General features: G+C 64.5%; 9 protein-coding genes. 3 read left to right on the top strand and 6 right to left on the bottom strand.

The genetic code is table 11. The annotated features are described in order from the left end of the window. Positions 1-85: 85 nt before the first annotated feature. Entirely contained in the window at positions 86-12,988 is a 12,903-nt protein-coding gene (locus FCU66_RS16215) for a hypothetical protein (RefSeq protein ID WP_136616191.1), read from the bottom strand. 293 nt (positions 12,989-13,281) lie between these two features. On the opposite strand from FCU66_RS16215, the gene FCU66_RS16220 reads away from it, so the two are divergent. Beyond that, positions 13,282-13,830, top strand: coding sequence for an invasion associated locus B family protein (locus tag FCU66_RS16220; protein WP_246093919.1), 549 nt, complete (start codon positions 13,282-13,284; stop codon positions 13,828-13,830). 372 nt (positions 13,831-14,202) lie between these two features. Further along, positions 14,203-15,447, top strand: coding sequence for a M24 family metallopeptidase (locus tag FCU66_RS16225; RefSeq protein ID WP_136616193.1), 1,245 nt, complete (start codon positions 14,203-14,205; stop codon positions 15,445-15,447). Positions 15,448-15,746: 299 nt separating this feature from the next. Here the strand turns inward: FCU66_RS16225 and FCU66_RS16230 are convergent, their stop codons facing one another. The 5 genes from FCU66_RS16230 to FCU66_RS16250 all read right to left on the bottom strand — a co-directional run bounded on the left by FCU66_RS16230 (position 15,747) and on the right by FCU66_RS16250 (position 21,663). Further along, on the bottom strand, positions 15,747-17,183 hold the full coding sequence (locus FCU66_RS16230) for an amidase (protein ID WP_136616194.1): 1,437 nt from the start codon (positions 17,181-17,183) through the stop codon (positions 15,747-15,749). A gap of 213 nt (positions 17,184-17,396) precedes the next feature. Further along, entirely contained in the window at positions 17,397-18,488 is a 1,092-nt protein-coding gene (locus tag FCU66_RS16235) for a Gfo/Idh/MocA family protein (protein WP_136616195.1), read from the bottom strand. Between the two features lie 268 nt (positions 18,489-18,756). After that, positions 18,757-19,920, bottom strand: a complete 1,164-nt coding sequence (locus tag FCU66_RS16240; protein WP_136621206.1) for an ABC transporter substrate-binding protein — start codon at positions 19,918-19,920, stop codon at positions 18,757-18,759. A gap of 70 nt (positions 19,921-19,990) precedes the next feature. Then, positions 19,991-20,839 (bottom strand): ABC transporter permease, encoded by an 849-nt coding sequence (locus FCU66_RS16245; protein ID WP_136621205.1) that lies wholly within the window; start codon positions 20,837-20,839, stop codon positions 19,991-19,993. Then, positions 20,836-21,663: an ABC transporter ATP-binding protein gene (locus tag FCU66_RS16250; RefSeq protein ID WP_136621204.1), complete on the bottom strand. Its 828-nt coding sequence runs from the start codon at positions 21,661-21,663 to the stop codon at positions 20,836-20,838. The genes FCU66_RS16245 and FCU66_RS16250 overlap by 4 nt, the downstream gene beginning before the upstream one ends. A 322-nt stretch (positions 21,664-21,985) precedes the next feature. Between FCU66_RS16250 and FCU66_RS16255 the strand changes: the two genes are divergently transcribed. Then, on the top strand, positions 21,986-22,930 hold the full coding sequence (locus FCU66_RS16255; RefSeq protein WP_136621203.1) for a MurR/RpiR family transcriptional regulator: 945 nt from the start codon (positions 21,986-21,988) through the stop codon (positions 22,928-22,930). Positions 22,931-22,953: the final 23 nt, after the last annotated feature.

The following is a 22,953-nucleotide window of genomic DNA, read 5'->3' on the forward strand; positions in this document are numbered from 1 at the left end:
ATTTCGACTTGCTTTGCCGGCAAGAAATTTCAGTATTCGCTTTCGCTAATGTTCTACACACCGGCGCAACTAGACATTGCGGCAATTACTGGTTCGGGTTGCTCGGCGTTATCGTGGCTCCGCCATTGTGGCCAGCCGGGATCGCCCCGAAGACGCCTCCATTGTCGAGCACGGAGGCCCCAGGCGTGTTGCCTCTGCTGCTCCACGTGGTCGCGACGTCGGTCGTAAATCCTTCGAGATAGAAGTTGGCGCTGGGTCCACCGAAATTGCCAATGACGAACGCCACATTGCCGCTGGGGCCGGTTATGCCGGTGACGGTGTTGCCCTGCACGTTTGCGGTCATAGTGGTAGCATCGCTGTTGCTGGCGCCGCTGGTCAGATAGATGCCATCATTGAACAGGTTGCTGTCCGTCAGGTTCCTGCCCGCGAATGTCAGCGTGTTGTTCCTGATCGTGATGTCCATCGTCCCGTGGTCACTGGCTCCGCCTTGGCCGACCACATCGGCCTCGATGGACGGACTGCTGCCATTGTTCAGGATGGTGTTGCCGATAATCTCGACCACGGCTGTGGCAGCGGTGCTGGTGGTGTGGATGAAGATAGGACCTCCAACGGAAGTCGCCGAGGTGTTGTTGTTCTGGATATCGCCATTGTTGTTGATGCGGCCCTGGATGTTCGCGCTGTCCTGGCCGTAGATGTTGATGACCGGGCCGCCGCTGCCATAGATCTTCTTGTTGCGGTTGATGTTGAAGGTCAGATGCGCGGTGTCCTGCGCATTGAGCCCGATGGCGCGGCTAAGCTGATTGGTGCCGGTGGGGTCGAAGGTGTTGCCGTTGCCGACAGTGCCGCCGTCGGTGATGTTGACGTTCAACGTCGACGTCTGCCTGGCGAAGCCTTCGAAGCCTGAAGTCTTCAGGTTGAGGAAGTTGCTGTTCGAGACATTGACGGTCGCGGTGGCGGTACCGGTCGTGGTGATGGCGATTCCGCCGGAGCCGTTGGCGGAATCCCTGGTGTTCTGGAACGTGCTGCCGGTGACATTCAGCGTCAGCGTGCCGCTGGTGTTGCGGACTTCGAACAGGTTCTCGCCGCCCGTTGCATCGCCAGGCACGAAGCCGAATGTCGAATTGGTGACCGCCGAGGTGCCGCTGAGATTCCAGAGCTTGACGTTGCCCTCGCCTACATTATCACCGAAGCCGGTGACTGTGCTGTTGGCGATCGTCAGGTTCGAGACGTTCTGGCCGTTGATGCCGACCTGCGCGCCGCCGGTGCCGCCATTGCCGACGACAGCGAGATTCGTGAAGGTCGCGGTCGACACGCCGCTCATGTTGATGGCGGCCATGGCCGCGCTGTTGAATGTCGCGGTGTCGATGTTGTTCACCGTGCCGTTGCCGCTGTTGGCATTGGTGAAGTTCATGTTCGACAGCGAGAGATTCTTCGTCGACGTGAACAGCGCGCCTTGCACTGTGTTCTGGATTGTGCCGCCGGAACCTGCCGTAACGCCAGTGCCGGTGACCGTCAGCCCGCCATTGCCGGCGGCAAGGCCGGTATTGTTGAGCACAATACCGTTGGTGCCGCCATTCGCCGAAATGCTCTGGAACGTCAGGCCCGAGCCGCCGATCGTCGTGTTGGCGACATTGAGCGCCGTGCCGCCGGTGGTCGTGATCGTGTTGACGATGCCCTGCACCGTCACCGTGCCGCCGCCGGTGGCGCTGAAGCCGGTGCCGCTGGTGGTGCTGATGGTCATGCCGCCACCGGTGAAGTCGATCGTGCCGCCGGTGTTGCTGTTCAAGTTGACGGCGGTGTTGGCGGCGGTGGTCAACATCTTCGCGCCGGAGAAGGTGATGGTGCCGCCGGTCACGTTCTGGACGCGCAGGCCGAGCGCGCCGGGTCCCATGTTGATGACATTGCCGAGCAGCGTGACGTTGTTGGCCGTGCGGTTCTGGATGTCGACCACCCGTCCCGCACCGCTGGTCGTCAGCGCCGCGTCGCTGGTGATGGTGGCGCTGCCGCCCAGATTGGCGAAGGCGGTTCCGGTTGTAGTGTTGACGGTGTTGAGGCCGCCGCTGATCGTCGCCGTGCCGGTGCCGGAAATATCGAGGCCGGTTCCCGACGTGGTGTTGATGTTCAGGCCGCCGCCATTGAAGACAACGCTCGCGCCGGTGTTTGCGATGCTGACAGCGGTTGCACTCACCGAGCTGATCGTCTTCGTCCCACCCGAGAAGGTGATGGTGCCGGCGGCGTTGTCGGCGAGGAAGATGCCGGTCTGGCCCGACACAATGTGCGAGATGTTACCCGACAGGGTTATGTTCTGCGCGCCAGCCATGCGGTCCTGGATGTCGATGGCTCGTCCGGTTCCGCTGGTGATGCCGCCCGCATAGATAAGGCCCGCCGTGCCACCGGTGTTGGCGCCGCCGGCACCGTCGCCGATGAAGATCGTAGCACCGATGCCGCCGATGAGCGACCCGGTGCCGAGGTTGACCGACCCGGTGCCGGCAACGCCGTTCATGACCACGGCGCTGGTGCCGCCGGCGCCCTTGTTGGTCGAGGCGAAGTTCAGGCCGCTGCCGGCGACGGTGATGCCTTGCAGGTTCATCGCGACGCCGCTCGTCGTCGTGATGGAATTGCCTATGCCGGTCACGCTGACCGTACCCGCGCCGGTGGCGCTGAAGCCGGTGCCGGTGGCGGTGGCGATCTTCAGCCCTCCGCCGCTGAAGTTCATTGTCACCGGGCTGCTGTTGCCCGCAAGGTTGACGCCAATGCCCGCACCGGTGAGGTTGATGTCGTAGCTCGCGCCGCTGACAGTGTAGGTGCCCCCGGTGTTGTTGGTGATGGCTATGCCGGTGCCGGTGCCGGTCAAGCTGTTGGACGCGCCCGACAGCGTCACGCTGCCGCCGGCATTGTTGTCGATGGCTATGCCTGTGTTGGAGGTGTCCACCGTCAGATTGCCGCTCAAGGAAACCAGACCCGCCCCGGCAAGCCGGTTGGCGACGGCGACGCCCAGGCCCGTTCCGTCCGTTTTGGTGACGCTGCCGGAATAGCTGACCGCGGTCGTTCCGCTGTTCACTATCAATGCAACGCTCGTGGCGCCGCTCAGCGCGCCGGAACCAAGGGCGACGGTACCAGTGACGTTGGATGCGCTGACGTTATAGACACCACCTGTCGACGTGGTCGACGTAAAGGTTATACCGGCTGCGACGTTCAACAAGTCCACCGCCTGCGCGTTGGTGGAGCTCACCGTGCCCGTCGTCACGTTGACCGTGCCGGCGTTGGTGGCGCTGAAGCCCGTCGTGCCGCTGGTGACGATACCGAGGTTCGAGAAGCCGACGGTCGAAGCCGTGCCGTTGTTGTTGATCGAGACCGCGGTGCCGGTCAGCGTCGTGACCGTGCCGAGACCGACCGCGCCGGTGAAGCTGACCGTGTTGGCCGCCGTCGCGCCGGAAACGCTGATGCCGCTCGCCCCGCCATTCGCCACGACCGACCCGGCAAAGGCGAAGCTGCCGCCACTGCGGCCCGTTATCGTGACCGCCGTGCCGCTCGACGTGTCGGGGACGCCGACAAAGCTCGCCGCATCGAACGTGATGGCAGCGTTGCCGCCGGTAACCTTGATCCCGCCGCCGGCGCCGCCCGTGACATCGACATTGGTGCCGGTGATCGTGCCCTGGGGGCCGGATCCACCGCCGAAGACGATGCCGGTGCCGGTCGACGCCGTGGTGACGTTGAGGTTGGTCAGCGTCGTGGTGCCGGTCGTGTTGCGGATATCGAAGGCGATCCCGGTGGCGCCTGTGCTGCTGACGTTGCTGATGGTGGTGTTGAGCGCGTTGACGATGACGTCCGTGGCATTGCCGGCGAACGTCACATGGTCGATCGTCGTGTTGGTCGATGGTGTGATCTCGACGCCAGCAGTCAGGAAATTCCGGATCGTCATGTTGCTGATGATGGTGCCGGACGCACCGCCGCCATTGTCCTTGATGCCGCGTGCGGCGCCTGCCGGGCTTCCGTCGAGGATGAAGCCGTCGATGATGTTGCCGCTGGCGCCGAGCGTGATGGCGTTGTTGCCGGCGCTCGTCGTCAGCGTCGCCGCGCCGTCCGGGGTCTGGTCGACGATCGCGATGCTGTTGTTGGCGAGTTGGATGGTCGACGGCACCGACATCGCCAGGTTGATGTTGCCATTGCCGAAGCCACGCACCTGCTCGTTGGCGTCAAGCACCAGCGTGTTGTCAACATTGGTGCCCGCCGCGGTGATGGTGCCGCCATTGTTGACGAGGACCAGGACATCGGTTGCGCCGGACGCCGCTTCCGCCGTTGTCAGCGTCGCCAGATTGCTCTGGTCGCGGCCGGTGCCATCGCCGGTTGGAGACGCGCCGACAAAATAGATCCTGCCGACACCGAAGCCGAGGCCGGGGGCCGACTGGAAGTACACATCCTGGAAATTGTAGGTGCCGGCAACCGGCGCGCTGGTGGCATCGATGCCGATAGCGGCGCCGATGGTCGAATTCTGGTCCGTCGCCGTTTCGCCGTCACCATAGGTGAAGGCGAGATTGGTGGCGCTGTCGAGATACACGCCGGTGTTGACGCCGGTGATGCTCGAACTGTTGCCGCCGACAACGGCGTCGCCGAGCCGCACCACCTGGCCGCCAGTGGCGCCGCGCAGGTCGATGCCGATCGAGGTGCCGGCGCCTACCGGGTTGGTGACGTCGAAATCGTTGGCCGTGATCGGCGCGTTGATGGTGGCGCCGTTGAGGTCGAAGGCCACGGCCGTGGTGCTGTCCAGGCCGATGCTCAGCGAGTTGAAATTGAGCGCCGCGCCGAGTGTGCCGGTGACGTCCACACCGCGTGAGCTGACGCCTTGCAGGTTGACCGTGCCGAGATTGATGGCACCGCCGGACGAAGCGACGTTGGTGAGCCCGATGCCGGTGACCACGCCGCTGCTGGTCGAAACCGAGTTGAAGTTGATGCCGCTGCCAACGGTCACGGTGTTGAGGCTGAGCGCGTTCCCGGTCGACGTGATCGTGTTGGTGGTGCCGCCCACGCTGATCGTGCCGCCGACCTGAGCGATGAAACCGATGCCGCTGGTCGTGTTGATGGCCAGGCCACCATTGCTGAAATCGATGGTGCCATTAATGTTGCTGACCAGGTTGACGCCGTCGGTCGCACCCGACTGGATCTGCTTGGTGGCGCCGGAGAAGGTGACGGTGGCCGCGATGCCGTTGTTGATGTTGGCCACGACGATCTGGCCGCCGCCGGCGGCGTTCGTATCGGTCAAATTGCCTGAGAGCGTCACCGAGCCGCCGGTCAGCTGCTGGATGGAGACGGCGGCGCCCGTGCCGTTGCTGGCGATGGCGCCGGCATAGGAGACGACCGCACTGCCGCCGCTGAGAACGGCGCCCGAGCCGACATTGAAAGCGGCGCCTGCACCCAGGTTGTTCAGCGTGCCGACACCAAGGTTCAGCGTGCCGGTCAGATTCTGCAGATTGATGCCGTGGCCGGCGCCGAAGGTGGCGCTGGTCGAGGTCAAGGTGCCGTTGACGTTTGCAGAAGTGATGTCGACGGCCTCGCCGGCCTGCGCGGTGATGTTCTTTATGCCGGCACCCGTGAAGCTCACGCTCGTGTTAGCGGGCGTGGCGCCGCCGACGACACGCAAACCGGTGCCGGTGGCGGTGGTGATCGCCAGCGTGCCGTCGAAGGTGGCTGACGTGACGCCGGCTGCATTCTCGATGTTAACGCCACGGCCGAACGACTGCGAATTGTCGATCGTCGTGTTGCCGAATGTGTAGGTGCCGGCCGAATTGAGGATTTCGATGCCGGCGCCGTTGGAAGTTGTCACGGTGACCGCGTCGAGATCGACCGCGCCGCCGCTGGCGCTGCTGATCAGCACGCCCTGTGTGCCCGCGTTGGTCGAAGTGACACTGTCGAAGTGGACGCCGCTGGCGTTGACCGTGCCCTGCAGCGACAATGCCGTCTGGCCGGTCGCGTCGATCGTCGTCGTGCCGGCATCGGCAACGGTCAGGCTGTTCAGCCCGGCAAGGCTGAGGCCGGTGGCGGTCGATGCGGTGATGGCGAGGCCGCCGTTGAAATTGACCGCTGCCGCCCCGCTGCCGCCCGAAATCGCCACGCCGCCGCCATTGATCGTCACCTGATCGGTGAAGGTCACCGCGCCGCCGGTGCGGTTGGCGATGTTGATGCCACCGCCGGTCAGCGTGCCTGCAGGCCCGGCATTGGGCAGGAAGCCGCGCGACACCGAGATCGTGCCGGTGCCGCCATCGACGTCGAGCAGCGTGCCGGCGACGTTGATGTTGTTGTTGATGACCGACAGATTGCTGTCCAGCCCGACGACCTTGACCGCCGTCTGGCCCACCGCGACATTGCTGATGGTCACGCCTTCGATGGTGATGCCGCCGGCATTGCTGAAGCCGACGGCGCTCTGGTCGATGAGGAAGGCAGCACCGGTGGCACCGCTGAAGTCGAAGGCGGTGTTGCGCACGGCATTGTCGCCGAGCAGCTGCATGAGGTTGGCCGTGCCGCTGACCACGGCCTCGTCGCCGGTGATGTTGCCGCCGGTGGCGCCGAGATTGCCATGGACATTGGCCGGCTGGATCGTGCCGGTCGAAACGACGCTGCCATTGCCGAAGCCGGCAATGGTCTGTCCTGAGTCGAGCGTGAAGGCGGTGGCGCCGAGATCGATCGTACCGACGAAGGCGAAATTCTGCGCGCCGGTCAGCGCATCGGCGGCGGCGAGCGAAATGGTGTTGACGCCCATGCTGAGATTGCCGGTCGTCCCAGCGGCAATGAAGCCACCCGACTGCGAGACCAGGGTGACCGAACCGGCCGCCGAGGCCAGATTGGCGCTGCCGGTGAAGAAGACGTCGTCGAAATCGTAGCTGCCCTTCGTCGGATCGAGGCCGACGGTGTTGACAGTGTAGCCGCCGAGCGCGGTGATGGTGATCTTGGATTGCAGTCCATCGGTCGAATCGCCGTCGCCGAAGGTGAAGGTGGCGTCGGCCGATGTCGCCGTGGTGAGGCCGGACGACAGGTCGACGCCGATGCCGACAGTCTTGATCTCGGAGCCCCGCAGGAAGGTGATGACCTTGTTGCCCGTCGTCGACGACAGGTCGATGCCGCGCGAGGTCAGGTCGCCGGTGCCGGTGATTGTCGTCAGGCCGAAATCGGCCGTCGTCGAGGAGCCGCTGAAGTCGATGCCGGTCTGGTTGGCGCCCGCGCCCAGCGTCACGTTCGTCGTGCCGAAGGTCACGTCGGCGTTGGTGAGGGCGAAGTTGATGCCGGCCGGGCCGACCGTCGAGCCCATCGTCACGCTGGTGGTGCCGAAGGTGACGGCGCCGGCATTGTTGGTGATGTCGATGCCATTGCCTGTGGCACCCGACACGGTCACCGCCCCGAAGGTCGCTGATGCAGTGCTGGCGACATTGGCGACGGACAGGCCGGTGGCCGTGGCATTGGTGATCGACAGCGGAGCTGTGACGTTCAGCGTCGCGGTGCCGGCAAGGCCGGCGACGACGGCGCTACCACCGCCCGTCGCAGACAGCGTCGAGCCGGTGAAGCTGATCGCACCGCCGACCGGGTTCAGCGACGAGCCGATCGCGAAAAGATTGCCGGTGCCGGTCGAGGTGACATTGCCGCTGAAGGCCACCGAGCCACCGGTGGTGCCATCGACCTTGACCGCCGCGCCTGGCGTGCCTGCCGAACTGGATATGCCGGCCGAAACCGTGATCGTCGCGCTACCGCCGGAGACGACGACGCCGTCGCCCGTGCCGCTGTTGGTGATGGTGCCACCAATGCCGATCGTGCCGGTGTTGTTGGTCAGGCTGACATCGGAGCCGGCAATATTCGTGGTTACGAGGTTGCTGACATTGACGGTCGCGGCGCTGTTCTGAACCAGGAAGCCGGGGCCTCCGCCCACCACGGTGTCGATCTTGGTCGTGCCGTTGAAGCTGTAGGTGCCGCTGGCGACATTGTTGAGGCTGATGGCGACGCCGCTGATGCGATACAGGTCGACGCCACCAAAGGTGACGTTGCCGCCGCTGGTGTTGGAAATAGCGATGCCGGTCGAAACGCCGCCGCCCGAGCCATCCACGGTGACGCTGGAGAAGTTCACCCCGGCCGCACCGATCGTCATGCCGGCGATCTGGATGCCCTTTTCATCCGGCCCGAGGCCGGTCGCCACGGTATTGCTGGAGCCGGTCACCGTCAGCGTACCGCCATTGATGGCGCTGAAAGCGAAGCCGCCGTCGGTGGTGAGGTCGAGCCCACCGGTGAAGTTGATCGTGGCGCCTGTATTGCCGCTCAGGTCGATCGCGGCGGCGGCACCCGTGTTGGCGGTGATCTTGCCGCCGAAGGTGGCGGTGCCGCCGGTCATGCCGGAGATATGCACCGCGCTTGCAGCAGTGGCCTGGTTGATGGTGCCGCTGTAGGTGACGTTGGGCGAGCTGTTGACGACATCGAACGCGGCGTTGCCGGTGTTGGTGATGGAACTGCCGGCGCCGAAGGTCAGCGTTCCACTTGAAGTATTGCGGATGGAGACGCCATAGCCGCCGCCGGTGATATCGAGATCGTCGAAGCTGGCGCTGCCGTCGAAATCGTTGGCGAACAGCGCGACACTGGTGGCGCCCGTGATCTTGGTGTTGCCGGTGAAATTGAGGGTCGCGCTCGAATTGATAAGTGCGATACCGGTCAGACTCGCACTCTGGATGGTCAGATTGTTGGCCGTGACCGTACCGGTGGTGCCGTCGAGCCTAAGGCCGATCGTGGCGGCGCTGATCGTCACCCCGTCGATCGTCGCGCCATTGCTGCCCGTTCCGTCGATCGCAAAGCCGGAGCTGCTGACGGTAAGGTTCTTGACCGCGTTGCCGTTGGCCAGGTCGATGGTGTTGCCGGCCGCATTGTCGAGCGTCGCGCCGCCATTGCCGAAGGGGTCGTCCTGCACCTGCGTGCCGCTGATGACATTCGTGCCGGTGACATTGGCGGGCGGCGAACCCAGGTCCACGGAAGCGCCATTGGCGAAGGACACGATCGACTGACCGTCGGCAAGCGTAAAGCCGTCGCCATCGGTATCGATGTTTCCGGTCCCGTTGTTGACCAGCACGAAGATCGTGTTGGCAGGGGCCGCCAGCGCGTCCGCCGCGGTGGCATTGATCAGGTCATTGACGCTGGAGCCGTCGCCGAGGCCCGTATTGGCGGAACCGACGTAGATGACATTGGCGATGTCGAACAGCTGCGGACCGTTCAGCACCGTGGTGTTGAAGGCATAGGTGCCGCTGCCTGGCGACAGGCCGCGCATGTCGAGCGATGCGGTCGTGCCTGATATCGAAGCACCCCCGGCCGCGCCGAACGAGAACGTCGTGTTGGCGGTGGTGCCGGCCGCGCCATGCGTGCCCATCTGCGCGCCGGTGTCAGTCGAAATGCCACCGGTGCCGATCGTCACCGAGCCGCCGGTGGTGCCGGAAAGATCGATGCCGGTCGACGTAGCGCCGCCGAAGATGTTGAGCGAAGTGGCGGTAAAGGTCGACCGGCTGCCCGACAGGTCGAGCCCGGTGGCCTCGACGCCGCCCATATAGATATTGCCGAAGCCGATCGTGCCGTTGACACCCTGGACGTCGATGCCGTTGAGGCCCGGCAGACCGATTTCCGTATAGCCGAAGCTGACGGCGCCGCTATTGCCGCTGAGCGCAATGCCGTTGCCGAGCACCTGGGTGACGAACACATCGCCGCTGAACCCGACCGTCGCCGCGCTGCCGCTGATCGAGATCCCGTCACCCGTGGTGCTGTCGATCGTCGTCGGGCCGGTAACGCTGAAGCTGCCGGTGATGCCCGAAAGGCTGACGCCGGTCGTGCCGCCGACCTGACCGATGCTTCCAAGTGTGACGCCGAGCCCGATATTTGTCGCCGAGAAGGCGGATGTGGTGTTGTTGCTGATCGTCCCGCCCGTCGTCGACAGGTGGCCGGCGCCGGTCGAGGTCGCGTTGACGCCGCTGCCGCCATTGCCGTCCGCATTGAGCGTGCCGAACCCATAGGTTCCGTTGCCGTTGATCAGCAGGCCGTCGCCTGTGTTGTCCGACAGCGTCGTCGTGCCGCCGAAAGCGTAGGTGCCGTCGCCCTGGATCGACAGGCCCGCGCCGCCATTGCCGCTGGAGCTGAGGTTGCTGCCGGTAACGTTGTTGGTGCCGTCGAACAGCACGCCGTTCAGACCTGCACCCGAAACGGACAGGCCGGAGATCGTCACCGCGCTGACGCCGCTGCCGTGGACGCCGTTGCCGCCGCCGCCGGAGATGTTGAAATCGAGCAGCGAGCTGTTGTTGGCCAGCGTCACGACATCGCCGGCGCCGGAATTGGTCAGCGTCGCCGCGCCGCCGGCGTCCGAGATGGGCACGTCATGCTCGACATTGTCGCCGGTGACGTTCACCGGAACACCGCCGAGCGAGAAGGTGCGGCCGTTGCCGAACGAGGCCAGCGTCTGGCCGGCGCTCAGCGAGAAGCCGCCCGTGGCATCGATTGCCGTGCCGTCATTGACCAGCACGAAGATGGCGTCGCTGTCGGTGATGCCATCAGCGGTGCCGACCGCCGCCAGGTTCGCCAGCGAGGAGCCGTCGCCGCTGCCTGTCGCCGACGAGCCGATGAAGATGACATTCTGCGGGTCGAACAGCTGCGGACCGCTGAAGGTGGTCGAGCCGAAGGCGTAATGACCGAGCGTCTGGTTTAGGCCGCGCGCGTCGAGCGAAGCGGTGATGCCGGCGATGGAGCCGCCACCGAAGGTGAACTCGGCATTGGCCGAATTGGCCAGCGACCCCGCTATGCCGAAGCGCACGCCGGTGTCGACATTGGCGATCACACCGCCATTGGTGATGATGATCGTTGCCCCGCCCGCGCTCGGCGACGTCAGATCGATGCCGATCGAGCCGGCCGCACCGGTGCCGGTGATGTTCAGCGACTGCGCGGTGAAATTGGTCTTGGCTCCGGAGAAGTCGAGGCCGGTGCCGACACCCAGTCCGGAAATGACGATGTTGCCGGCGGCCACCGCCGCATTGACGCCGGCAAACGAGATACCGTCGGCGCCGGGATTGGTGACGTTGATGTCGCCGAAGCGGATCGTCGCCGGCGAATCGGAAATGGCGATCGCCGGTCCCGACGTGTTCGAGATCGTCGTCGCACCGTTGACGGTGAAGCTGCCCGAAACATTCTCGAGCACGACGCCCGACGTGCCGCCCGTCTGGGTGATCGAATCCAGCACGACATGCGCGGTGATCGGATCGATGAAGACGGCGATGCCGCCATTGCCCGATACTGTGCCGCCGGTGGTGGTGAACGTGCCGCTGCCGGGCGGCGTGCCCTGAACGGTTATGCCGCGGTCGGCATTGTCCTTCGCATTGATGATGGCGAAGGTGTAGGTGCCCTTGCCCGTGATATCGAGACCGTCGTCGAGATTGCCCTGCAGCAACGTCGTGCCGGTGAAATTGTAGGTGCCGTCGCCGTCGATGTGCAGGCCGTCGAGGCCGTTGCCGGTGGCGGTGAAATTGGAGCCGGTGATACCGGTCGAAGTGCCCGTGAAGTCGGCGCCGTTGCCGCCGGCACCGGTGACAGTGACATTGGTCAGCGTCGCGCCGGTGATGTTGTTGCCGAGGATGCCGTCGGCGCCGCCGGTAATGGTGATGCCGTTCAGCGTGTTGCCGTTGCCCAGCCGGATGACGGGATTGGCGACGTTGGTGCCCTGGATCGTGCCGTCGCTGCCGCCCAGGTTGAAGGTGCTGGTGCCGCCGCCGAAAAGCTTGGCGGTGACGTTTTCGCCGCCGCCAATGACGGTCTGGCCATTGGCGAGCGTCACGCCGCCGGTCGTCAGATTGCCGTTGCCGCCAAGCGCCACCACAAAGCCGCCGCTGCCGGCCTTGGTGACGGCGTCGTCCAGCGTCGTCGGGTCGGCCTGCGTACCCGCACCGGCCAGGCCGCCGTCGGCGAAATAGAATTTGCCGAAGGCCGCATTGGTGGCGGCGTTGATCGCCACGCGCGTCCCCGAACCGCCGGTCAGCGTCTGTGACTGGATCCTGACGCCGACATCGCCGCGCACCCGTTCGTTGACGCGCTTGCGCAGGCCTTCGCTGACTGGATAGACCGGGTCCGCCTCGCTGATGGCCCCGGTCGTGTCCGAGCCATGGCCGGGATTGAACGGGATGTTCAGCCGCACGCTGCCGGCGAATTGGGTGTCGTCACGATTGTCGTTGCGGACCTCGCCGGCGAGCACCAGTTCGGTGCCGCTGCCGAAGACATCGCCAATCGTGTATTCGAAGCCGGCCTTGGCGCCGGTGACGCTGCGGTCGTTGCCGTGCGGGTCCTCGAAATGATAGCCGCCGATATCCAGGCGCAGCGAATGCTTGTCGGGCAGGTTGATCGGCACCTGCGCGCCGACCTCGCCTTCGATGCCCCATGCCGCGTAGTCGCGGTGATCAAGGACCGAGATCTGCTCGATCAGCTGGTTGCCGACCATCGACAGGGTGGAACTCGCCGAGTGATCGGTCGAGTCGCCCTTGATCGGCAGATAGACGTTCACATGCGCGTCGAAATGCGGTGTGATCGCTTCGGCGCCGAGCGTGGCTGATGTGAACTGGTTGGAGTTGTAGTTTTCGACGTTGAGATAGGCGTAGCCGCCGATCATCAGGTCCGGGTTGACAATGCGGCGAATGCCGAGGCCGACATCCTGGCCGAAACTGTCCTTGAAATCATGCTTGGCCCGGACATCCAGAAACAGCACTGATTCGGCCGTCTGCTTGAGCGGGATGAAGCCTTCGAGCGCGGCGTTGCCGCCATTGTTGTCGGCGCCGATGATGGCGCGGATCTGCGGCTGCCATAGACCGTTCGGATCGCCATGGGCGGCCATGCCGGAAAGGCCGAGCGCCAGCGTCGTAAGCGCCGTCGTCTTCCACAGATGCCTTGCAATTCGTGAACGGCCATAGCCGGCGCGCACGCGGAAATCCTTCCCACGCGCCGCCATCTCACCAACTTGCCGAGAATTCTCGGTAGTTCCCATCCCTGGCGAGTCCTTCTGGGACTACACGTGCCCCGTGTAAATTCTTACTCGAATTCTATTGTATAGCGAGTCCTGGACTCCCCGATTTCTAGGGCTTTCCTCCAAAATTGCTCGCTGTGTCCGAAAGGTCACAGTATTTTTGCCGGCTTGCTTGGTTCCGGTCCGCCTTTCGAAACAGTCCCGAGTGTTGTATCAAGCCCCACCAACGAGAATACCTGGCAGGGCGAGGAAACATGCAAGCCATCCGACAAAAGAACATGGCACTTATTTTAGCGAAAGCTAATCTACTTGGCGTGGTCGCTGGGTTCGCCGTCCTGTCGCTGGTGCTGGCCGCCGCCGGGCCAGCCCTTGCCGAAGACGCCAAGCCGGCCGAAGCAAAGCCCGCCGACGCCAATCCATGGGCGATCAATTGCTCCAGCGGTTCATCGACGGCCGAGCTTCAGTGTCAGGTGTCGCAAAACCTGACCGAAGCCAAGACCGGTCAGCGTGTGCTGACCGTGACCGTGCGCCGCGACAAGGGCAATGGCAGCCTGGCCATGCTGCTCGCTTTGCCGCACGGCCTGTTCCTGCCGTCCGGCGCCTCCTACCAGATCGACCAGGGGCAGAAGACGACGATTGCCATCCAGACCAGCGACCAGAACGGCGCCTATGCCGCCACCCCGCTGTCGGCGGACCTCATCGCCGCCATGAAGTCCGGGACCAATCTGAACATCGGCATGGAATCGGTCACCCGCAAGCCGGTCACCATCCCGGTGTCGCTGGCTGGCTTCACGGCCGCCGTCGCCAAGCTGGAATCCATCAAATAGGGATTTCGCCATTCGTTTGGGCTGCGTCCACGGATCGGATGCTTTGGCGATTGGCGGGAACATCAATCACTTCGTCATCCACGGGCGGAGCAAGGAGCGCAGCGACGCTGCGCAGACCCGAGGATCCATGCCGCGACTTCCGGGCGTCGCTACGGCGCAAAATTCTGCTCCGCTGCACTCCACGGCTGAGATCGCGGCATGGATCCCAGGGTCTCCGCGACGCCGCTTCGCGGCTGCTCCGCCCTGGGATGACGAAGTGAAGAGCGTCTCCGCTAGTCTTCAAAGCATGCAGTGCATCGGTACAGCGAGAAACTCGCTTGATTGTCCATACCCGGAATGCTCCGTTGCCGCTTCGGACATTCGGAGAAACCCATGACAGGCTTCGTCGACCGCCAGCGCGCGGCGCAACTGATGGACCGCGCCGGCATCGAGGCGCTGGTGCTGTGCGCGCCCGAGGCCTTCCACTATGCGACCGGAGCCTCGATCGGCCCGGCGGGACTGTTCCGGCGCGCCGGCGCCGGCTTCGTCGTCATCCCGGCTGCCCAGGACCTGCCGATCGGCGTCGTGGCGGCGGATTTCAATGCGGCACAGTTGCAACGGGCTCTGCCGGACACTGTCATCCGCAGCCACCCGATCTGGATCGAAACCGCCACGCTTGACCCCTCGACCTCAGGGCAAGGGCTGGCGCAACGCATCGAGGTCGGCCTTGCCTCATCCGGCCGGGCGCCTGGTTTTTCTCGACCCGCGACATTCGAACTCGTCCATTCCGTCCGCGAGCTGAAGCAGATCCTGGCAGGGTTCGGACTCGAGCGCGCAACGATCGGCGTCGATCTTGATTTCATCGCTACCGCCGATTTCTCGGCCATGCAGGCGCTGCTGCCGGGCTGCACGATGGTCGACGGCTCGGCCGTTTTCGATCGGTTGCGAGCCATCAAGTCGCAACGCGAGATCGACCTGCTGCAGCAAGGCATCATCCTGTCGGAAGCCGGGCTGGACCGGCTGCAAGTAGATGCCATGGCCGGCATGCGCCAGGCCGATCTCATTGCCCTCTACCGGGAAGGTGTCGCCACGGCGGCGTCCGGCCTGTCGCATCCGGTTGCGACAGCTGAATATGTGACGCTCGGCGCCCGAGCCAAAAGCGCCGATGCGAAAGCCATGCCCGGCGATCCGCTGAAGTGCGACATGGTCTGCACGGTGGGCGGCTACGCCTCCGACATGTCGCGCAACTTCACCTTCGGACCGCCATCCACCGACCAGGCCGAGCTGCATGCCATCGCCGAGCGGGCCTTTGAGGACGGGCTGGCATCCCTTATTCCAGGAACCACGCTCGCCCATGTGCATCGCGTCGCCACCGACAGCCTGGCACGGCAAGGGCTGCGCTTCTACCGCCGCGGTCATTTCGGCCATGGCGTCGGCCAGTCGGTCTTCTCAGAACAATGGCCGTTCATCGCGGCCGACAGCGATGTCGTGATCGAAGCCGGCATGGTGCTGGCCTTCGAGATCCCGCTCTACATCGACGGCCTCGCCAGCTTCAATCTCGAGGACCAGTTCCTGATCACGCCGGACGGACCTGTTGCCATGAACCGCCTGCCGAGGCGGCTGGAGACAATCGGTTAGCCGACTTCAAGTCTGCAACGCCGGAGGTTGGCCAAAGCCTCTCCACCTCGTCATCCACGGGCGGAGCAGGAGCGAAGCTCCGTCGCGGAGACCCGAGGATCCATGCCGTGACCTTGGCCGAGGAATGCAGCGGAGCAGAACTCTGCACCGTAGCGACGCTTTGAAGTCGCGGCATGGATCCTCGGGTCTGCGCTGCGTCGCTGCGCTCCTTGCTCCGCCCGTGGATGACGAAACGATAGGCGATTCGGCCAATCTCGAAGTCGTGTGATTCGAACCGCCAAAACCTCCATGCCAAGCATCTAAGCACTCACCGGCGGCCGCCTCTCCTTCCACGGCATCTCCTGCTCGAGCTGCGCCGACGCGGCCAGCACCGTCGCCTCGTCGCCGTAGCGGCCGACCAATTGGACGCCGATCGGCACGCCGCCTTTCGACCAGCCGAGCGGCAGCGAGATCGCCGGCTGGCCGGAAATGTTGAAGGGGAAGGCAAACACCGAGTCCGCCCATTTGGCATTGTAGCGGTCGATGTCGGTTTCCGACATGTCGTAGTAGCCGAACGGGCGCGGCAGCTGGGTGAGCGTCGGGGTTATGAAGAGATCGTAAGCGCCGAGGTCGCCGACGATGTCGCGGCCGATCTGCCTGAGCTGTTCGACATCGGAGATGTGCGTGGTACCGCTGGTCGAGCGGCCGCGCTCGATGATCGCAAAGGTCACCGCCTCCACGTCGTTTGGCGTCACCGGCCGGCCTATCACCGTTTCAAGGTAGTCGAAGGTCGCCGCCGTCTGCACGCAGGTCATGTTGGTGTAGGTCTTCCACACCTTGATGGCGTCGAGCGGCATGTCGTGCTCCTCGACATCGTGCCCGAGACGCTCGAGCGCCGCGACGGTCGCCAGTACCGCGGCCTTCACCTCCGGATCGATCGCGGTGCCGTTGGGCGGTTTGACGGAAAAGCCGATGCGCAGTTGCTTTGGCGCCCGCGCCGACAGGCTGAGCCAAGAACCGTTGGGAACCGGCGGCGTATAGGGGTCGCCCGGCAGCGCGCCGGCGACCGCATCGAGATAGGCCGCCGTGTCGCGCACGGTGCGCGAACAGCACAGAAAGTAGGCGCCGCCATACCAATAGTCGCCGAACGGCGCGAGGCTGACGCGGCCGCGCGACGGTTTTAGTCCGACGATGCCGCAGCAGGAGGCCGGGATGCGGATCGAACCGGCGCCATCGCTGGCCTCGGCGATCGGCACCATGCGCGAGGCGATGGCCGCGGCAGCACCGCCACTCGAGCCGCCCGGCGTGATGCCTTCCTTCCACGGGTTCTTGGTGACACCGTAGAGTTTTGGTTCCGTGGTGATCGACCAGCCGTTTTCCGGCGCGTTCGACTTGCCGACCAGCACCAGGCCGGCCGCCTTCATGCGGCGAACCACTTCGGTATCGAAGTCGGCGACGACGTCTTTCAGGTAGAAGCTCGAATTGGTGTTTGGCGCGCCCGTCCAGGACGAAGCCAGCTCCTTGAGCAGGAACGGCACGCCGGCGAAGGGCGCTGATGTGTCGACCGTCTGCGCCTGGGCGCGCGCCATGTCGTAGAGGCGGTGAATGACCGCGTTGAGCGCCGGGTTGAGCCGCTCGACCAGCGTGATCGCTGCCTCCACCAGTTCCGCCGGCGAAACCTGGCCGCCGCGCACCAGCCCGGCCAGGTCGAGCGCGTCGGACTCGGCATAGGTTTTCAGCAGACTGTCAGTGACCATGTCTCTCTCCTTCAGCCAATGGCTTTGTGTTGATGCCTCGCAGATAACCGCGTTCGGGCAGCGGCCCCCTCACCCAGCCTCCGCTTCGCTCGGCTGACCTCTCCCCGAGGGGAGAGGAGACTGTCACGCGCTGGCGCCTCCCTCTTCTCCCCAGCGGGGAGAAGGTGGCCGCGAAGCGGCCGGATGAGGGGGCCTGCCAGCACTCGGATTGCGTCAGGCCAGGTCGATGGTCCGCCCGAGCGCGATGCTCTGTTCGGCGGCGAGCACGATGCGCAGGCTGTTGACCGCCGCATCCATCTGCTCGGTCAGATCGAGATCCTCGCGGATGGCGCGCAGGAAGAAGGCCTGCTCGCGATCGCAGAGTTCCTGGTGGCCGGGCTCGTCCTCCATGCTGACGATCTCGTCGGGCTTCGAGAAATTCTTGTCGCCGTCGACCTGCGCGTAATGGATCTTCAGCGCATCGGTCTTGGTATGGCGGTCGATGTCGGCGGAGTTCGAGACTTCGGCGGCATCAGCCCCGCTGCTCGCCTGCTGTCCGGCGACGATCGAGACCGCACCCTTGGGGCCGACCACGTCCTTCACGAAATAGGCCGTCTCGCTCATCATCGGCCCCCAGCCGGCCTCGTACCAGCCGACCGAGCCGTCATCGAAGCTGACGTGCAGATGGCCGTAATTCTGCTTGTCGGCTTCCGCCCACAATTTGGCGCCGATGCCGTGCACGCGCACCGGCTTGGCGCCGGTCAGCTGGCACATGACGTCGACATAATGCACGCCGCAGTCGACGATCGGGATCAGCGAATCGATCAGGTTCTTGTGCCAGTGCCAGGCGCTGCCGCTGCTCTGCTGGTTGAGGTTGAGCCGCATCACCAGCGGCTTGCCGAGCGTCTTGCCGACCTCGATGAACTTGATCCACGACGGATGGACGCGCAGGATGTAGCCGAGCACCAGCTTGCGGTTCTTGGCCCGCGCCGCCGCGACGACCTTTTCGGCGTCCTCGTTGTTGGTGGCGAGCGGCTTTTCCATGAACACATGGCAATTGGCCGCGATTGCCTTCAGCGCGTATTCGGCATGAGTGTTCGGCCAGCTGTTGATCGAGACGGCGTCGGGTTTCGCCTCCTTCAGCGCCTGGTCGAAATCCTCGTAGAGCGGATAGCCGGCCAGTTCGGCCGGGATCTTCGTGTTGCTCTTGATCGAGCGGCTCATGATGCCAACGATCTCAAAACCCTCGGAGCGGTGATAGGCGCTGGCATGCGACGCACCCATATTGCCAAGACCCACCACCAGCACTTTTACCTTGTCGGCCATGTCAGCCTCCCAAATTCTTGATCGGATCGCGGACGGCGAGCCGCCGCATGTATGTTTCGACGGGCAATTACGTCAGGTCGGCGCCGCCCCTCACTGTCCTGCCGGACATCTCTCCCCGTGAACGGGGAGAGAGGCGCTGGCCGCGACGCTGGCGCCTTCTTAGCGACATTGGAGATTGGCGAAATCGGCGATGACAGCGTCCCTCGCCCCGTTTACGGGGAGAGGATGCCGGCAGGCAGGTGAGGGGCGGCGCCGACTTCGACAATTGTCACTTCACCGCCGAATCGAACAGATGCGCCTTGATCTTCTCGACGTCGAGCGCGGCGAAGCCTTCCGACAGCTTGTATCCGTCGGCATCGGCCTTGACCTTGGCCTTGTCGAAATCGTTGGCCGGGCCGATCAGCTCGTTGGTGCAGACGTCCTCGGCCTTCACCGGAGCGGTGATCTGGCCGATCTTGTGGATCTCGTCGAAGAAGCCCTGCCAGCTCGCCATGTCGTGCGAGCCCCAGCCGCCACGCTTGTCCATGTCGCCACGGAAGACGTTGATCTGCTGCAGGATCGAGGTGGTGCCGAGCTCGGGGCCCAGATTCTTGGCCAGCGTCGGGAACTGCTCGAACACCGCTTCGACGGCCGCGCGGGGATTTTGATACCCAAACTCCAGGCCCATCGCCCAGCCGCGCAGGTACTTTTCCAGGAACGCCTTGCGGTCGGGATCCTCGAGGTCGGCGGCGCGCACGACGAAGGTGTTGGCCGGCAGCTTCGAATTCTGCACGCCGAGCCAGTATTCGAAGTCGAGCCCCTTGGCGATCCATTCGGCACGCAGCCCTTCCCACGACAGGGCGGCGTCGCCCTGGCCGCCGGCAAGGGCGGTGCCCCAGGTCGGCCAGCCGGCTTCGACATATTTGACCTTCTTGATGTCGACGCCTTGCGCGGCCAGCAGCGGGTCGGTGATCGACTGCCAGGCGGCGGAGCCGAGCAGGATGGTCTTGCCTTCCAGCTTCTTCAGATCGTTCGATCCCTCGCCCTTGCGGAAGGCAAAGCTGAACGTGTCGCGCGCGCCCATGTGGAACACCGACTTCAGCTTCATGCCGTTCTGGATGGCGAAGGAGAACACGCCGGGCGACGGAAAGCCCATATCGGCCTGGCCGACATCGACGAACTTCACCGTCGCGGTGCCGTCCGACGGTCCCGGCTGCATGTCGGTGTCCAGCCCGTCGAAATAACCGGCCTTCTTGGCTGCCCAGTAGGGATAGTCGTCGAGCACTTCGAGCGTGCCGCGCGGCGAGATCCAGGTGAATTTTCCATAAGCCTCGGCCCTGGCCTTGAGGCCCGTGGCGCCAAGCGCCGTAGCGGTCACCAGCCCGGCGCCGGTCACCTGCAGGAAATAGCGGCGGCTGATCCCCGCCGGGTTGATCGAGTTCTCTTTGGTCATGGCATTCCCCTTTTTGTTTGACGTCAGTCTCTTGCCGCCCGCCTCCCGGGCGCCGTCTTATCCTTTGTGTTCAAGCCTCCCAGCTCGCCCATTTCTTGCCGATCAGGAAGAACAGCACGTAGATCAGGATGCCGAGCGTCGACAGGATCAGCACCACCGCGAAGAATTGCGGCATCTGGATCATCGACGAATAGGTGGTCAGCCGGTTGCCGAGGCCGAAGCCGCCGCCGACCATTTCGGCGCCGACCGCGGTCAGCAGGCCGAAGATGGCGCCGATCATCAGCCCGACCAGGATCATCGGCAGCGCCATCGGCGCGCGGATCTTCCAGAATATCTGCAAGGTGCTGGCGCCATAGGAGCGCGCCAGCGCGATCTTGGCGCTGTCGACACGGCGGAAACCGGTGGCGGCATTGATCATCACCATCGGCCCGGCGGCCAGCGCCACCGCGATGATGCGCGGCGTGTAGCCGAAGCCGAAGCGCAGGATAAGCAGCGGCACCAGCGCCAGCATCGGCGTGGTGACCAAAAGCAGGATGTAGGGCGCGACGATCTTCTCGGCGAACGGGAACTGGGTGATGACGGCGGCCAGCACCAGGCCGATGATGGCGCCGATGGTGAAGCCGGATAGCAGCTCGACCAGCGTGTAGCCGAGATGCGGCGCGATCAGCGGGAACTCGTCGAACAGCGCATAGGCGATCGAGCTCGGCGGCGGCATGATATAGAGCGGCACGTGGAACAGCCGCAGCGCCAGCTCGATGCCGCCGATGATGATCACCGCCACGGCAAGAATGGCCGCCACCTCCTTGCCCGACTTGATGCCGGGGCCACTGGCGAAGGCCGACAGGTTGGTCAGGCTGACCTCATGGCCGTCGCCCGACTTGGACTTCGAGAATTCCGGAATGGCGTCGCCTCCGCTCACGGTCTGATCCTCACGATCTCGGCGCTCGGGCGCTCCGGCGCTTTTGGCCGCGTGCGCTCGCCGACAATGTCCATCTTGATCCGGTTGGTGAGGTCGAAGACCTCCTTCGTCGCCATGATCTCCAGCGAGCGCGGCCGCGCAAACGGCACGCGATACTCCTTGGCGACACGACCCGGCCGGGCGCTCAGCACCACCACCCGGTCGGAGAGGAAGATCGCCTCCTCGATGCTGTGAGTGATGAAGACGATGGTGGTCTTGGTGTCGAGCCAGATCTCCTCGACCAGCCGGTTCATCTCCTCGCGGGTAAAACTGTCGAGCGCGCCGAACGGCTCGTCCATCAGCAGCACCGACGGCTTCAGTGCCAGCGCCCGCACGATCGCCGCGCGTTGCTGCATGCCGCCCGACAGTTCGCGCGGGAACTTGCCGCCGAAGCCGTCGAGCCCGACGCGGTTGAGCAGATGCGCGATCCACGCCCGATCCGGCTTCTCGCCCTTGATCTCGAAGGGGAAGCGGATGTTGGCGTCGAGATTGCGCCACGGCAGGAGGTTCGCTTCCTGGAAGACGATGCCGATATCGGGATGCGGTCCGGTGATGGCCTTGCCGTCGAGCCGGATCTCGCCGCTGGTCAGGCTGTGCAGGCCCGACATCGACCACAAAAGGGTCGTCTTGCCGCAGCCGGAAGGGCCGACGATCGAGACGATTTCATTGGCACTGATGTCGAGGCTGCAACCGTCCAGCGCCAGCAGGTCGCCGGAGGCCGTGTGATAGATCTTGGTCGCTGCCTGCACGCCAAGCTTCGGGTTTCTTGCATCGCCCGTATTCATCTGCCCCCCGGGAAGATTGCGCGATGAGCCACTGGCTCACCCGACCGCGAAAATCAGTCTGTAACTATCCTACTTTCCTGTCAAGCACGAGCGCTGGTACCCGTATCACAAAAATGGGCTTTCATAGCTATCCAATTGTTTTCACGATGTTTTCATGACCTTGAAATATATGTTGCTTTCCTACATACTTCGGAACTCGCACGGGCTGGAAGGAAGCGGAGAAGGTGAGGTTTCCGGTTGCGATGCGGTCAGGCACATGGAGCCACGGCGTGCAAACATGCTAAGACAACAGCCTCGCAACCCAGGGAAAGACCAGGACTCCATGATCGAAGCTGGCAGCCAGGACGAGCCTGTTTCAGGCCACGACACTGAGGCGCGCGACCCTGTCCGGCGCATCCCCGACATCATCTCGCTGGTCAAGGATTCCTATAGCGAATTGCGCCCGGCCGAACGGCGTGTCGCCGATGTCGTGCTCGACGATGTCAAATACGCCGTCGACGCCTCCAACGCCGCCCTTGCCCAGCGCGCCGGGGTCAGCGAACCGACGGTGACCCGGTTCTGCCGCGCCATCGGCTGCGAGGGCGTGCGCGACTTCAAGCTGAAGCTGGCGCAGAGCCTCGTCGTCGGTGCGCTCTATCTGGCCAAGTCGCCTTCCGTCAGCAACGACAATGGCATGCCGTTCTGGAACGCCGTGTTCGGCGAGGCCCGCCGGGCACTGCAGGAAGCCGAGCGGCAGCTCGACCCGGCGCAGTTGCAGAAGGCGGCCGAGCTGATCGCCAAGGCGCGCCAGGTTACCGTCTTCGGCCTCGGCGGGAGCTCCTCGGCGCTGGCGCAGGAAACCCAGTACCGGCTGTTCCGCTACGGCATATCGATCAGCGCCCAATGCGATCCCTATCTGATGCGCATGACCGCCTCGACGCTCAAGCCCGGCGATCTGGTGATCGCCATTTCGGCCACGGGACGCACCCGCGAGGTGATCGAGGCCGTCGAGCTCGCCAAGCACTACCGCGCCAATGCGATCGCGGTGACCGCGCCCGACACCGAACTGGCGCGCGCCTGCGACGTCAGGCTGACGGTGGCGGTGCCCGAATATCCCGATACGCTGAAGCCGACGGCGTCGCGCTTCGCCTTCCTGGCGGCGATCGACCTTTTGGCGGTGGCCTCGGCCTACAAGCTCGACGGCTCGGCCCGCGAGACCGTCCGCCGCATCAAATACAACGCCCAGATCCACCGCACCGGCAAGGAGATGGAGCCGCTCGGAGACTAGCTCCCTTCTCCCCGTTCACGGGG

The sequence above is a fragment of the Mesorhizobium norvegicum genome, assembly GCF_004919685.1.
Taxonomy (GTDB): domain Bacteria; phylum Pseudomonadota; class Alphaproteobacteria; order Rhizobiales; family Rhizobiaceae; genus Mesorhizobium; species Mesorhizobium norvegicum.